Origin of the sequence: Pelagibius sp. CAU 1746 (assembly GCF_039839785.1) — a bacterium.
GTDB lineage: Bacteria > Pseudomonadota > Alphaproteobacteria > Kiloniellales > Kiloniellaceae > Pelagibius.
In genome coordinates this window covers 869288-882850 of the sequence record NZ_JBDOQT010000002.1, presented here as the reverse complement: position 1 = coordinate 882850, position 13563 = coordinate 869288, and the positions used below count along the sequence as shown (strand labels likewise).

Annotated in this window: 12 protein-coding genes; 5 read left to right on the top strand and 7 right to left on the bottom strand. The window is 68.9% G+C overall.

The genetic code is table 11. From position 1 onward, the window contains the following. Nucleotides 1-11: 11 nt before the first annotated feature. The 4 genes from AAFN88_RS20925 (at nucleotide 12) to AAFN88_RS20910 (ending at nucleotide 3663) form a co-directional block, all read left to right on the top strand. On the top strand, nucleotides 12-1190 hold the full coding sequence (locus tag AAFN88_RS20925) for an amidohydrolase family protein (RefSeq protein ID WP_347522656.1): 1179 nt from the start codon (nucleotides 12-14) through the stop codon (nucleotides 1188-1190). Beyond that, nucleotides 1187-1666, top strand: coding sequence for a MarR family transcriptional regulator (locus AAFN88_RS20920; protein WP_347522655.1), 480 nt, complete (start codon nucleotides 1187-1189; stop codon nucleotides 1664-1666). The genes AAFN88_RS20925 and AAFN88_RS20920 overlap by 4 nt, the downstream gene beginning before the upstream one ends. 137 nt (nucleotides 1667-1803) lie before the next feature. Next, entirely contained in the window at nucleotides 1804-2400 is a 597-nt protein-coding gene (locus AAFN88_RS20915; RefSeq protein WP_347522653.1) for a carbonic anhydrase, read from the top strand. Between the two features lie 18 nt (nucleotides 2401-2418). After that, entirely contained in the window at nucleotides 2419-3663 is a 1245-nt protein-coding gene (locus AAFN88_RS20910; protein WP_347522652.1) for an APC family permease, read from the top strand. On the opposite strand, the gene AAFN88_RS20905 is transcribed toward AAFN88_RS20910, so the two are convergent. The 3 genes from AAFN88_RS20905 to AAFN88_RS20895 form a co-directional block, all read right to left on the bottom strand. Further along, on the bottom strand, nucleotides 3660-4781 hold the full coding sequence (locus AAFN88_RS20905; protein WP_347522651.1) for an adenylate/guanylate cyclase domain-containing protein: 1122 nt from the start codon (nucleotides 4779-4781) through the stop codon (nucleotides 3660-3662). The two genes, AAFN88_RS20910 and AAFN88_RS20905, sit on opposite strands and share 4 nt — an antisense overlap. Before the next feature lie 106 nt (nucleotides 4782-4887). Further along, nucleotides 4888-5631, bottom strand: a complete 744-nt coding sequence (locus AAFN88_RS20900) for an endonuclease/exonuclease/phosphatase family protein (RefSeq protein ID WP_347522649.1) — start codon at nucleotides 5629-5631, stop codon at nucleotides 4888-4890. Continuing rightward, nucleotides 5624-7681: an NADH:flavin oxidoreductase gene (locus AAFN88_RS20895; protein ID WP_347522647.1), complete on the bottom strand. Its 2058-nt coding sequence runs from the start codon at nucleotides 7679-7681 to the stop codon at nucleotides 5624-5626. The genes AAFN88_RS20900 and AAFN88_RS20895 overlap by 8 nt, the downstream gene beginning before the upstream one ends. Before the next feature lie 218 nt (nucleotides 7682-7899). Here AAFN88_RS20895 and AAFN88_RS20890 point away from each other — a divergent pair, with 218 nt between their 5' ends. Further along, nucleotides 7900-8484, top strand: a complete 585-nt coding sequence (locus tag AAFN88_RS20890) for a hypothetical protein (protein WP_347522646.1) — start codon at nucleotides 7900-7902, stop codon at nucleotides 8482-8484. A 258-nt stretch (nucleotides 8485-8742) separates the two neighbouring features. Here the strand turns inward: AAFN88_RS20890 and AAFN88_RS20885 are convergent, their stop codons facing one another. From AAFN88_RS20885 to AAFN88_RS20870, 4 genes are all read right to left on the bottom strand, one after another. After that, nucleotides 8743-10170 (bottom strand): multicopper oxidase family protein, encoded by a 1428-nt coding sequence (locus tag AAFN88_RS20885; protein WP_347522645.1) that lies wholly within the window; start codon nucleotides 10168-10170, stop codon nucleotides 8743-8745. 86 nt (nucleotides 10171-10256) lie between these two features. Further along, entirely contained in the window at nucleotides 10257-11321 is a 1065-nt protein-coding gene (locus AAFN88_RS20880) for an ABC transporter substrate-binding protein (RefSeq protein WP_347522644.1), read from the bottom strand. Continuing rightward, nucleotides 11321-12727 (bottom strand): sensor histidine kinase, encoded by a 1407-nt coding sequence (locus AAFN88_RS20875; RefSeq protein ID WP_347522643.1) that lies wholly within the window; start codon nucleotides 12725-12727, stop codon nucleotides 11321-11323. Before AAFN88_RS20875 ends, AAFN88_RS20880 begins: the two co-directional genes overlap by 1 nt. Beyond that, nucleotides 12724-13425, bottom strand: coding sequence for a response regulator transcription factor (locus AAFN88_RS20870; protein ID WP_347522641.1), 702 nt, complete (start codon nucleotides 13423-13425; stop codon nucleotides 12724-12726). The genes AAFN88_RS20875 and AAFN88_RS20870 overlap by 4 nt, the downstream gene beginning before the upstream one ends. Nucleotides 13426-13563 lie beyond the last annotated feature (138 nt).

Here is a 13563-nt window from a genome sequence, read left to right as displayed (position 1 = left end):
GGAGACCTGCCATGAGCGAAAAGCTAGTCATCAAGAACATCGGCCTGCTGCTCTCCGGCGACCTGGGGCAGCCGATTCTCGACGCCGACACCATCGTCGCCGTGGACGGGCGCATCGCCGAGGTCGGCAAGGCCGCAGAGGTCGACACGAGCGGTGCCGACAAGACCATCGACGCCAAGGGCACCACCCTGGCGCCGGGCCTGATCGACAGCCATGTGCACCCGGTCTTCGGCGACTGGACGCCGCGCCAGAGCCAGATCAACTGGATCGACTCCTTCCTGAACGGCGGCGTCACCACCATGATCTCCGCCGGCGAGGTGCACCTGCCGGGCCGGCCCAAGGACATCGTCGGCCTGAAAGCCCTGGCGATCACCGCCCAGCGCGCCTTCTCCAACATGCGCTTCGGCGGGGTGAAGGTGCACGCCGGCGCCCCGGTGATCGAAAAGGGCATGGAGGAGGAGGACTTCAAGCAGCTTGCCGAGTCCGGCGTGAAGCTGTTGGGGGAGGTCGGCCTGGGCGGCGTGAAGCAGGGCGAGGAGGCCAAGAAGATGGTCGCCTGGGCGCGCAAGTACGGCATCCAGAGCACCATCCACACCGGCGGCCCCTCGATCCCCGGTTCCGGCCTGATCGACGCCGACGTGGTGCTGGAAGCGGATGCAGATGTCATCGGCCACATCAACGGCGGCCACACCGCCCTGCCGCTGACCCAGATTCGCTGCCTCTGCGAGAGCTGCAGCCGCGCGGTGGAGATCGTCCACAACGGCAACGAACTGGCCGCGCTCTATGCCATGCGCACGGCCATGGAGTTGGGCCAGCCCGAGCGCATCATCCTCGGCACCGACTCGCCGGCGGGCTCCGGCGTGCAGCCGCTGGGCATCCTGCGGGTGATTTCTCTCTTGTCCGCCATCGGCGAGGTGCCGGCGGAGACGGTATTCTGCTTTGCCACCGGCAACACCGCGCGGATGCGCGAGTTGGACTGCGGCCTCGTCGAGGTCGGCCGGGCGGCGGACTTCGTCATCATGGACAAGGCCCAGCACACCGCCGGCAAGACGCTGCTGGACTCGGTGCGCCTCGGCGACCTGCCGGGCATCTCCATGGTCATCATCGACGGGGTGGTGCGCTGCGGGCGCTCGCGCAACACGCCGCCGGCCGAAACCCTGGCCGAAGTCGTTGGGGCGGCGGTCGCGTGAGCCGGCCTCCCACAGACGCGCCGGCGGTCGAGTCGCCGGAGGCAGAGGCGCCCTCCGACTACCGGTTGGAGCGGCAGATCGGCTTCCTGCTGCGCCGCGCCCATCAGTACGCCAGCGAGGTCTTCCAGTCGAAGATCGGCGCGCGCAACCTGACGCCGCAGCAGTTCTCTGTCCTCGTGACCCTGCTGGAGCGGCGCGAGATCGCCCAGACCAGGCTGGGCGATCTGGTGGCCATGGACCCGGCCACGGTGCTGGGCGTGGTGCAGCGCCTCGCCCAGCGCGGCCTGGTCGCCGTGCGCACCGACCCCGCCGACGGCCGCCGCCGCCTGGTGCAACTCACCCACGACGGCCACGAACTGGCCCGCGATCTGGTCGAGGTCGGTCCGGAAATCTCCCGCGACACCCTGGCCGGTCTCACCGACAAGGAGCAGCGCGACCTGCTGCGCCTGCTCGACCGCCTGGGGCGGAAGGGATAGATCTCGCCACCGCCCGCGTTGGCCGGCGGCGGGTCCGTTTTCTCTTCTTCTCCGGCGACCTCGGGGCTGGCCCCGGCGGCGCTTCTCCGCTATGAAGCCCTCCAAGCACGGAGAGGACGGCAACGGGAGGCTCTGCCTTGAAAGAACTGTTACAGCGCAACGCCGAGTGGGCGGCCAGGCACGTTGCTGATGATCCTAATTATTTCAAGCGCTTGTCCGAGATTCAGAGGCCGCACTACTTCTGGATCGGCTGTTCCGACAGCCGCGTGCCGGCCAACGTCATCGCCGGCCTGGAGCCGGGCGAGGTCTTCGTCCACCGCAATGTCGCCAACCTGGTGAACCCGGGCGACCTCAACTGCCTCTCGGTGCTACAGTTCGCCGTAGAGGCGCTGAAGGTGCAGGAGATCATCGTCACCGGCCACTACGGCTGCGGCGGCATCGCCGCCGCCGTGGACGGAGAGCGCCACGGCATCATCGACCATTGGCTGCAGCCGATCCGCGACACCGCCGCGCACTGCTCCACGGAACTGGACAAGCTGACCGACCAGCGCGCCCGCCTCGACCGGCTGTGCGAGCTGAACGTCATGGCCCAGGTGCAGCGGGTGGCGGAAACCCCCATCGTCCAGGACGCCTGGAAGCGCGGCCAGCCCCTGCTGGTGCACGGTTTGGTCTACGGCCTCAGCGACGGGCGCCTGCGCAACCTCGGCTGCACCCTGCCCAGACCGGCAAAGTAACCGGGGGCCGCGCAGCGCATGGCCGGTGAACCATCGCTGAAACCCGGCCCATCCCTGAAAAGGGGCCTCAACCTGCCGCTGATGGTGCTCTACGGCCTGGGCACCACCATCGGCGCCGGGATCTACGCCCTGGTCGGCAAGGTGGCCGGCAACGCCGGACTGCACGCGCCCTTTGCCTTCCTGATGGCGGCGGCTCTGGTCGCGTTTTCCGCCTTCTCCTTCGCAGAGCTGTCCTCGCGCCTGCCGCGCAGCGCCGGCGAAGCGGTCTACGTCCACGAAGGTTTCGGCCTGCGCTGGCTGGCGCTCGGGGTCGGCCTGCTGGTGATTCTGGCCGGCGTGGTGTCCTGCGCCACCCTGGCGCGGGGTTTCGTCGGATACTTCCAGGAACTGGTCGACATTCCCGCTTGGCTCGGCATCGTCGCGGTGGTCCTGCTGCTGGGTGCGGTGGCGGCCTGGGGCATTACCGAATCGGCGTTGCTGGCGGCGGCGGTCACGCTGCTGGAGACCGGCGGGCTGGTCTTCGTCGTCTGGAGCGGCCACGATGCCCTGGCGACTCTGCCCCAGCGTTGGACGGAGATCGTTCCCTCCCTGGAAGGCGGCGTGTGGTTCGGCCTGCTTTCCGCCGGGATCGTCGCCTTCTATGCCTTCATCGGTTTCGAGGACATGGTCAACGTGGCCGAGGAGGTGCAGGACGTCCAGCGCACCCTGCCGAGAGCGATCCTGCTGACCCTCGGCCTGACCTCGGTGCTCTACTTCCTGGTCGGCCTGGCGGCGGTGCTGGCGGTGCCGGCCGACGAACTGGCGGCCAGTCCGGCGCCGCTGGCCCTTTTCATCCAGCGCACCTCCGGCGGCTCCGGCGCCTGGATCAGTCTCGTCGCCATCGTCGCCGTGCTGAACGGCGCCCTCATCCAGATCATCATGGCCGCGCGAGTGCTTTACGGCCTCAGCGCCCAGGGCTGGCTGCCCTCTCTCTTCGCCGAGATCCATGCGCGCCGGCGCACCCCCGTCGTGGCGACGCTGGCGGTCGCGGCGGTGACCGCCGGTTTCGCCCTGCTGCTGCCCCTGGAGACTCTGGCGCGGGGCACCTCCCTGGTGACGTTGGTGATCTTCGCCACGGTGAACCTCGCGCTATGGCGCCTCAAGGCCCGCGCCCCAGCGCCGGCCGGGGCCGTGACCTTTCCGCGCTGGATCAGCCTCTGCGGCTGCTTGGTCTGCGCCGCGGTCTTGGTGCTGGAGGTCGGGCGGCTGGCGGCCGGCCTCTAAGCGGTGAAGACGTCCATCTCGCCGATGTTCTTGGCGCGGGCGACGAGGCGCCTGGCGTACTTCTTGCGGTCGAGGCTGCCCAGTTCCTCCTGGAATTCGCGGCTGATGCGGATCGCGCCCAGGTCCTCCGGGCTTTCCAGGATATCCTCGGCATGGAGCTGCTCCAGCCTGGCCGCCTTGTTGACCTCCCGGCCGATGAGGGTGAACTGGTGCCGGGTGGTGGAGCCGAAGTCGCCGCTCAGCACCAGGCCGATATGGAGGCCCACGCGCAGTGACAGCGGCGCGGTGCCGATCTTGATGGCGGCGACCGCCTTGACGGCTTCTTCGGCGGCGCGCAGGGCTTCCACGCATTCGCTGCGGGCGTTGCCGCCGTTGCCCGGCAGCATCCAGAAGGCCATGAGGCCGTCGCCGATGAACTTGTCGATATGGCCGCCGCGCCGGAGGATCGGGAGCGTCTGGGCGTTGAAGAAGCGTTGGACGATATCGGCGATGCGGTCCGGGGTACTGTTCAGGGTATGGCGGCTGAAGTCGACGATGTCGGAGAACCAGATGATAGCGCGCTCGACGGCGTAGGCGGTCTGGTGCTCGCCGCCCGCACGCAGACGCCGGCTCAGCGCGTACTCGTTGGTGTAGGCATGCAGGATGCGGGTGTCGTCGGCCAGCTGCCGGCTGAGCGAAGAGGTCTTGTGGCTGGCGTTACGCAGCTTCAGGGAGATGATCTTGGCGATGTTCTTCCACAGAACGCCGACTTCGGGATGACTCTCGATCTTTTCCCGGTCGATGACCAGAACCTCGACGCAGCTTTCGTTGGCGACGATGTCGTAGATCCGCTGATAGCCGTTGCCGACCAGGTGCTGCTCGCCGATGACCTCGCTGCGCCGGCGGACGAAGAGCGTGCGGTCATGCTCCTTGATGGCGACCGAACCGGTGACGATGACCCAGAGGCAGCGGGCCGGGTCTCCGCGCCGGCAGATGTATTCGCCCTCGGCGTAGCGGTAGGGTCGCGGGTCGAGGCTCGAAGGGTCGGCGACGTCATCCACCAGGCCGCTGCTGACCAGGGCCTCCAGACAGTCCGGCGCCAGGCCGGACACCTCGTAGAGCTGCGACTGTTCTGCCATGTCTCGAACCGGTGGCGAGCCTCTCGCCGCTGTCTGCGCGGGATCGAAACCTGGCGGCATGGTAGCCCGAACCCTTCGCGTGCAGCCAGATCGTGCGATCGCAACTTTACCGGGATCGATCCGGCCCGCACAGCGCCTCGGCGACCAGCGGCAGGTGGTCGGAGGCATGGAGCGCCAGATCGCTGTCCCAGACCCGGGCATCCGTCACGTCCCACTCCGCGGAGAGGTAGATTCGGTCCAGGCTGAGGCGCGGCCCGCGCGCCGGATAGGTCGGCAGGCGCACGCAGGCCGGGAAGCGGCCGGCCAGGATCTCCGAGGCCCGGGTGCGCCGCCGCAGCATGTTGAAGTCGCCCAGCAGCACCGCGGGCGGCCCGCGCTCCGCCGGCTTCTCCTCCTCCCGCATCGCCGCCATGAGGCGCTGCGTCTGGCGTTCGCGCTCCCATACCGTCAGGCCGAGGTGCAGCACCGCGACCTGCAGCGGCGTGGTTTCGGCCTGCAGCTCCGCGACCAGGGCGGCGCGCGGCACGTGGCCGCGCACCTTGAGGTCGATCCAGCGGGTCTTGCCGGCCGGCAGGCGGGTCAGCAGGGCATTGCCGAACTGGGCGCGCAAGGGGTCGCGCACCAGTCCCTCGATCACCCGGTAGCCGGTGTGCTCGCGCAGGTAGGCGAACTGGTCGAGGCGGTGATGGCTGCGGCGGTGCCAGCCGACCTCCTGCAGGCCGACGACATCGGCGTCCATCTCGTCCAGTACTTCGACGATGCGCCCCATGTCGAAATGGCGGTCGCCGCCGATGCCGGAATGGATGTTCCAGGTCGCGAATCGTAGCCGTTGAGGACTTGCCCTAGACATCCTTGCAGAGACGCAGGGCGTCGTAGATGGCGGCGTGGACGTTGCGGCTGGCGACGGCATCGCCGATGCGGTAGAGGCGGAAGCGCCCCTCCGGGTTGCCCACCGACTCCTGCGGGCGCCCGGAAAGCAGCGCCTCGTAGTCGACGGCGCCAAGGTTGGCGCTGAGCGGCTTCAGCTCGAAGTAGATATCGTCCAGGGGCAGGGTGCCGTGCTCGACCACGAGCTGGTCCACCTCGCGGGTCTCGGTGCGCTCCGAATAGTCCGAACCCAGGGTGACTTTGACCCGGTTGCCGGCGAGTTCGGCCGCCCGCACCCGCTTGTTGATGGTGATGCGCGCGCCGTGCTCATCCAAGCAGCGGGCGTAGGCCACGTGGTTCAGACCGCCGACGTCGACGGCGAAGAAGCGTTCCGGCGTGACGATCTCCAGGGCCGCGCCGCTCTCGGCGATCATCTCGGCGGCGGCCAGGCCCGGATGGCTGGCGTTGTCGTCGTAGAGCAGCACGTTCTCCCCCAGGGGGGCGTCGCCGGAGAGGATGTCCCAGGAGCTGACGGCCAGCTCGGCGCCGGCCAGGATCTCCGTGTTGGGCAGCCCGCCGGTGGCGATCACCACGACCTCCGGGTCCTCGGCCAGAACCTCCGCGGCGCCGGCGTAGCTGTTGAAGTGGAAGGCGACGCCCTTGTCGGCGCAGCGCGCAAGACGCCAGTCGACGATGCCGATCAGCTCGCGCCGCCGCGGCACCCGGGCCGCGAGGCGGAGCTGGCCGCCGGCCTCGCTGGCCGCCTCGAAGACCGTCACCCTGTGGCCGCGCGCCGAGAGCACGCGGGCGGCTTCCAGCCCGGCCGGGCCGGCGCCCACCACCACCGCGCGCTTCGGCTTTCCCGCCGGGCGGAGGACGTGCGGCATGGTCGCCTCGCGGCCGGTCGCCGGATTGTGGATGCAGAGCGCCTCGTGGCCCTCGTAGATGCGGTCCAGGCAATAGGTGGCGCCGACGCAGGGGCGGATCTCCTGCTCGCGGCCGGCGGCGATCTTGGTGACGATGTGCGGGTCGGCGATGTGGGCGCGGGTCATGCCGACCATGTCGAGCTTGCCTTCGGCCACCGCGTGGCGGGCCGTGGCCACGTCGGGAATGCGCGCGGCGTGGAACACCGGGAACCTGGTCTGCGCCCGCACCTCGCCGCAGAAGTCCAGGTGCGGGCCGGCGGGGGTGCCCTGGGTCGGGATCACCTTGGAGAGCGCGGCGTCGGTCTCGATGTGGCCGCGGATGAGATTGAGGAAGTCGATATGGCCGGAGGCCGCCAGGCGGCGGGCGATCTCGACGCCCTCGGCGCGGCTCAGGCCCTGCTCCCAGTCCTCGTCGGCCACCATGCGGAGGCCGACGATGAAGTCCGGGCCGACGCGCCCGCGGATGGCCTCCAGCACCGCCGACGTGAACCTCAGGCGGTTGTCGAGGGCGCCGTTCCAGTCGTCGTCCCGGGCGTTGGTGGCGGGCGACCAGAACTGGTCCAGCAGGTGGCCGTAGGCCTCCAGCTCGATGCCGTCCAGGCCGCCGGCCTGCATGCGCTCGGCGGCGTCGGCGTAGTCGGCGACGATGCGCGCGATATCCCAGTCCTCGGCCGCCTTGGGGAAGGCGCGGTGGGCCGGTTCGCGGATCGGCGAGGGCGCCAGCACCGGCAGCCAGTCCGCCTTGTTCCAGTTCGTGCGCCGGCCCAGGTGGGTGATCTGCATCATCACCGCGGCGCCGTGCTCGTGGCAGGTCTCGCTCAGCTCCCGCAGCCAGGGGACGATCTCGTCCTTGTAGGCGTGCAGGTTGCCGAAGGCCTCCGGACTGTCGCGGGAAACCACGGCGGAGCCGGCGGTCATGGTCAGGGCGATGCCGCCCTTGGCTTTTTCCGCGTGATAGAGGCGGTAGCGCTCCTTGGGCAGGCCGCCCTCGGAGTAGGCCGGTTCGTGCGCGGTGGAGAGGATGCGGTTGCGCAGGGTCAGATGCTTCAGCCGGTAGGGCTGCAGCAGGGGATCCCTGGAGGCCGGAGGCGAGGCTGACGGGTCCATGACCCCAAGTCTGCGCTTTGAGGCTGCGCCGTGCAACGGGCCACGGCGTTTGGCCGGCTCCGGGGCCCGGCGGCAGGCGCTGCCGCCCGGCCGCTGCGGGGAAAAATAGCCGCCGGAGGGGATGCCGCCGGGGTCTGCTGCGTAGCGTAATCAGAAGCTCAAGACAGGCTGCGGTCCTTCCCCCCGGCCGCACTAAACAGACGAAGAGGTATCCCCCGATGAAGACAACCACGAAAGTCGCCGTGGCCCTGGTGGCCCTGGCCGGTGTCGGTGCGGCGGCGATCTCCGCCCAGGCCGACAGCCGCTGGCAGGGCCGTGAAGGCGCTTCGCCCCAGATGATGCAACAGGCCTACGGCGGCCACCACATGCGCGGCGAGGGTTTCCACGGCGGCCACTACGGCAAGCGCCACGGCGGCGGCCGCATGCTCCGCATGATGGAGTCCTTCGACGCCAACGGCGACGGCAAGCTGAGCCAGGAGGAGATCGATACCTCCCGCGCCGAGCGCTTCGGCAGGTTCGACGGCGACAGCGACCAGAGCCTGACCTTGCAGGAGTATGAGCAGCTCTGGCTCGACGCCATGCGCGAGCGCATGGTGCGCGCCTTCCAGCGGCTGGATAGGGACGGAGACGCCCAGGTGACCGCCGAAGAGTTCAAGCGGCCCTTTGCCAAGATGGTGCAGCGCAAGGACCGCAACGGCGATGGCGTTATCGACCGCAACGACTTCCGCCGTCACGGTATGGGGCCCGGCCAGATGCGTGGCCCCACGAACGCCCCGCAGCCGGACGGTGGCGACAACGGCTGACCGCCGCGCCGGTTTTTCTGACGAGGCGCGGGCGAAATCCCCCACTCATTGACCCCGTGCTTCACTGCACCGCGGACTTAGATGGCCCTGGTCCGCGGTGCAGGCTTTTCCGCCTACCTGACGGCTTTGCGTTGGGTAAGGTGTCACCCCCACCCTAACCCTCCCCCATCGAAGGGGGAGGGAACTCTATTTTTCAAGCTACGTAGAAATTTTTCCTCCCCCCTTGATGGGGGAGGTTAGGAGGGGGGTGGGCTTTTGTCAGGCCTCGACCTTGAACCAGGTGGTCATGCCGGCGGCCTGGTGTTCCAGCATGTGGCAGTGGATCATCCACTTGCCCGGATTGTCGGCGACGAAGGCGATCTTGGCGCTCTCCAGCCGCTCCAGGAGGACGGTGTCCTTCCAGGCTTCGCTGTTGGTCGGCTTGCCGTTCCTCTCCACCACCTTGAAGTGATGGCCGTGGAAATGCATGGCGTGGGGCCAGGCGGTGTCGTTGCGCAGGTCCACGGTGACGGTCTGCCCGCGCGGCGCGGTGAACAGCGGCCTATCGGTCATCCCGGCGGTGCCGTTCAGCGCCCAGACCTGACCCTTGCCGACCAGCTCGCGGATCGCCAGGGTCTCGCCCTGGTAGGTCGCCTGGGCCATGTTGCCCATGGCGCCGCCTTCCAGCAGCAGTTCGACGGCCTGCGCGCCTGCGAGGTCGAGGTCCGTCGAGAGCGGGTTGTCGGGCAAAGCGCGCGGCGGTAGCGGCCAGGGCGCGACATGCTGAACTTCGTTGGCCGGGTGATAGGTCAGTTGTCCGGCCAGCAGGCTCTGACCGGCGCTGACCTCGGTGATGGCCGCGGTGCTGCCGCGGGCCAGAGTCATATCGACGATCAGGTCGGCGCGTTCGCCCGGTGAGAGCACGATGTAGCCGTCGTCTAGCTCACGTGGCGGCACCGGCTGACCGTCCTCGGCGACGACCCAGATGTCCGGATGCTCGATGCGCAGCTCCAGGATGCGCGCGTTGCAGGTGTTGCACAGGCGCAGGCGGATACGTTCGCCCTTGGTGACGGGAATGTCGAGCTGATCCTGGCCGTTCAGGGTCAGGGTGTTGCCGAGGCGCCCGGCGTGGCTCCAGTCCATCATATGGGCGAAGGAAGCCTCCTCGATCTGGCCGTCCTCGCCCAGCCGCCAGTCGTCGGCGACGATGGCGATGTCCTGGTCGAAGGCTTGCGCAATCGGTCCCGCCTCCTCGACGATCAGCAGGCCATAGAGGCCGCGCGCCACCTGCTCCCAGGATCGGTCGTGCGGGTGGTACCAGAAGGTGCCGGCGTCGGGGACGGTGAAGCGGTAGTCGAAGGTCCCGCCCGGCGGCACTGCCTCCTGGGTCAGGTGGGCGACGCCGTCCATAGCGTTGTCGATGCGGATGCCGTGCCAGTGGATGGTGGTCGGCTGCGGCAGTTCGTTCTTCAGCCGTACGAAGACTTCCTCGCCCTGGCGCGCGCGGATGATGGGGCCGGGCGAGACGCCGTCGTAAAGCCAGGTGCGAGTTTCTGGCTGGCCGGCTTCCAGCAGCAGCGCCTCGCCCGGCCCGGCGGTCAGGAGCCGCGGTTCGGCGGCCCTGGCGCGCGCCAGCGGCAGGCCGAGCGCGAGGGCGGAAAGCGCCAGGCCGCCCTGCAGCAGGCGGCGGCGGGTCAATAGGGGCAAATCTCTCTCCTGACGACCGTAGTAAAGTCTTGCTGCTGATTATCTAGGGCCTGGAAGCCCGCTGCCAAGGACTCTTCGCACTTGCTCTAACGGCGTTCCTCGACGGCGCTGGCCCATTCCGAGAGGAAGGCCTTCCGCTTCAAGGCGTCCAGATAGACCAGCAGGCCGGGCCCCAGGCGGATGGGGATCAGGTTGCCGTCGTCCCCCTCCGGCAGGGCGGGGCTTAGTATGGCCTCGTTGGCGATCAGCCGCTGGCCATCTTCCGAGACCAGAAAATCGATGAAGTCCCCGGCGGCGCCGGCATTGTCGCTGGGCGCGGGGATCAGCGCGGTGCGCACCATCAGCAGGGTGTAGTCGCGCGGCAGCACGATGCCGATGGGCGCGCCGGCGTCGCGGCGGGCCTGGGCATAGGATCCCAGCACGTTGTAGGCCAGTGCGATCTCGCCCTCGGCGACGCGGTCCAGCATCTCCGAGGAGCAACAGGAAAGCTGTGCCGAGAGGTTGCCGAAGATCTCCATCAGCCGCCAGTAGGTATCCGATTGCAGGCTGTCTTGGGTGGCGAAAAGGAAGCCGAGGCCCGAGACGTTGGGGTCGTAGGTGGCGATGCGGCCCTTGAAGAGCTCGGGCGCGCGGCGCAGCAGGTTCAGCAGCTCGAAACGCGATTGCGGCACCGCGGTCCCGGCGAAGGCCTGCCGGTTGTAGATCATGACCGCCGGTTCCTGCGTGAAGCCGAAAATGCGGTCACGCCAGGTCGCCCAGCGCGGCAGGCGCGAGGTGGCGGTGGAGATGTGCCGCCGTGCGCGGCCGTCGTTCACCAGCTTGATCTGCAGGTCCATGGCCGAGGAGATGGCGAGATCGTAGGGACTCTCGTCGACCGTCGCGTCCTGTTCCACCGCATCGTAAACGACGCGGCTGGTCGCCTGGTCGTAGACCACCGCCACTTTCGGGGAGAACACCTGGTAGCCGCGGATCAGGTCGTCCATGACTTCGGCTTCGGTGGTGCCGATGATGTGCAGGGTGCTGGCGGCACCCTCGTCGTGGCGCGCCGGATAGCTGCGGCGGTCCTCGATCTCCATGGCGCCGGCCGGACAGGCGATCAGCAGGGCCAAGGGGATGGCGGCTAGGGAAACTACGTTCGCTTTCCGGGTCATCAGCGTTTTCTCGGGGCGGAAAAGGTCAGGCGCAGGCGCAGGCCCTGGGGCTCGTTGTCCTCCAGGCGCACCCGGCCGCGGTGAGACAGCATGACCTGGCGGACGATGGAGAGGCCGAGGCCGGAGCCCATCGCCTTCTCGCCGCCGCCGCGGCGAAACCGCTCGAAGACCAGGTCCCGGTCCTGGCGCGGAATGCCGGGGCCGTGGTCGGCGATGATGATCTCCGGCGCTTTGCCGCCCGTCACGATGATCTCCACGTAGTCGTCGGCCGGACCGTACTTGATGGCGTTGTCGAGGCCGTTGCGAATGGCCTCCAGAAGGGCGATCTCGTCGCCCAGCGTCTCGGCGGTCTCGTCCAGGTCGAGACGGAAGTCGATGCCGCGCATCTCCGCGGTGACTTCCAGGTCGCGCGCCGCCGTGCGCGCCAGGGCGGCGAGAGACAGCGGCTGGCGCTCGGCCCGCTCGGCCCGGTAGGCGATCATCGCCTGGGTCAGCATCTGGGTTGTGAGCTGCGAGGTTTCGTCGGCGGCGCGCAGCATGCGGCGCAGACTCTCCTCGCTGGCCCCGGCTTCTCCTGAAGGGCCGGCCCCGGATTTCAGCGCCACCTCAGCCTGGGCCTTCAAGGCGGCCAGCGGCGTGCGGATGCGGTGCGCCGCCTCGGCAATGAACTGCTGGCTGGTGTCCAGGGTATTGCGCAGGCGCTCGATGAAGTCGTTGATGGCGTCGACCAGCGGCTCGATCTCGCGCGGCGCGGCCGTTTCGAGGGGCGAGAAGTCGTCGCTGGCGCGCTCGGCGATGGCGCGCTCGATCTCGTGCACCGGCTTCAGGGCCCGGTTGATGGCGACCCAGGTCAGAAGGCCGGCCAGGGCCAGGAAGCCGAGTCCGACACCCGCGGCGGACAGCGCGATGTTGGTGGTCAGCGTGCCGAAGGCCTCGCGGGTCTGGGCCACGGTGATCAAGACGGTCGCACGCTGGTCGCTGGTCAGGATGGAGCGCCGGGCGGTCGCCACGCGCACGGTGTCGCCGCGGTAGCGGGTGGTGAAGAAGCGCGGCGTGTCCTCCTGTTCCGGCTGGGCGCCGGGCGGCAGGTCCTGGTAGCCGGTGATGAGCTGGCCGCCGCTGGTGGCGATACGGTAGAAGACCCGGTCCTCGCCGGCGAGCCCGAGCATCTCCAGGGCGGCATAGGGCAGGTCGACGGTCACTTCGCCCTCGGTGACGCGCACCTGTTCGGCGATGGCGATGGCGGAGGCGCCGAGGATGGTGTCCTGGGTGCTGTCCGCCGCGCGTCCGGCGACCGCTTGGACGGAGAGGTAGAGCAGCACGGCCAGGCCGGAGAAGACCAGCAGCAACTGGCCCAGGAGGCGGCGGCGCAGGGACCAGGTCTCTCTCAGAGGGGCAGCGCTCATTCGCCGTTCCCGCGGTCGTCTTCCGGCGTGGCCTCGCGCAGGCGGTACCCGAGGCCGCGCACCGTCTCGATGACCACGCCGCCGTTGTGGATCTTGCGGCGCAGGCGGCCGATGTAGACCTCGATGGCGTTCTCGCTCGGATCCTCGGCCAGGCCGAACAGCTTGTCCATGAGCTGCGCCTTGCTGAAGACCTGGCCGGGGGAGGAGAGCAGCACTTCCAGGAGGCGCAGCTCGCGGCTGCGCAGGTCGAGAGGCTGGCCGGCGGCCGTAACGGTGGAGGCGGCGGCGTCGAGTTCCAGCGCGCCGACCTGCACCAGACTCTGGGCCATGCCGTGGCGGCGGCGCACCACGGCGCGGCAGCGCGCGTCCAACTCGGCCACGTCGAAGGGCTTGGTCATATAGTCGTCGGCGCCCAGGTCGAGCAGGTGCACCCGGTCGGTGACCTGGGAGCGGGCGGTCAGCACCAGCACCGGCAGATCGTTCTCGCCGGCACGGATCTGCTGCAGAATCTGGCGGCCGTCGCCGCCGGGCAGCATGATGTCCAGCACCACCAGGTCGTACCCGCCGCCGCCGGCATGAAGATAGTCCTCGGCCTCCGGGGCCGCGCGCGCCCAGTCCACCGCATGGCCGTCGGCGCGAAAGTGGCGCTCCAGCGCGTCGCCCAGGTCTTCGTTGTCTTCTACCAAGAGCAGCCGCATGGGCGCCTAGTCTACCTCATGTTCTTGATCCGCCAGCGACTTCTCGAGCCGCGCGCCCATGGCGGGCCGGCGACAGGTTGGCGACAGCTTTCTAAGTTATGCTCCGTGCCGGTAAACAAGGGCGAAAGCCCGATAATA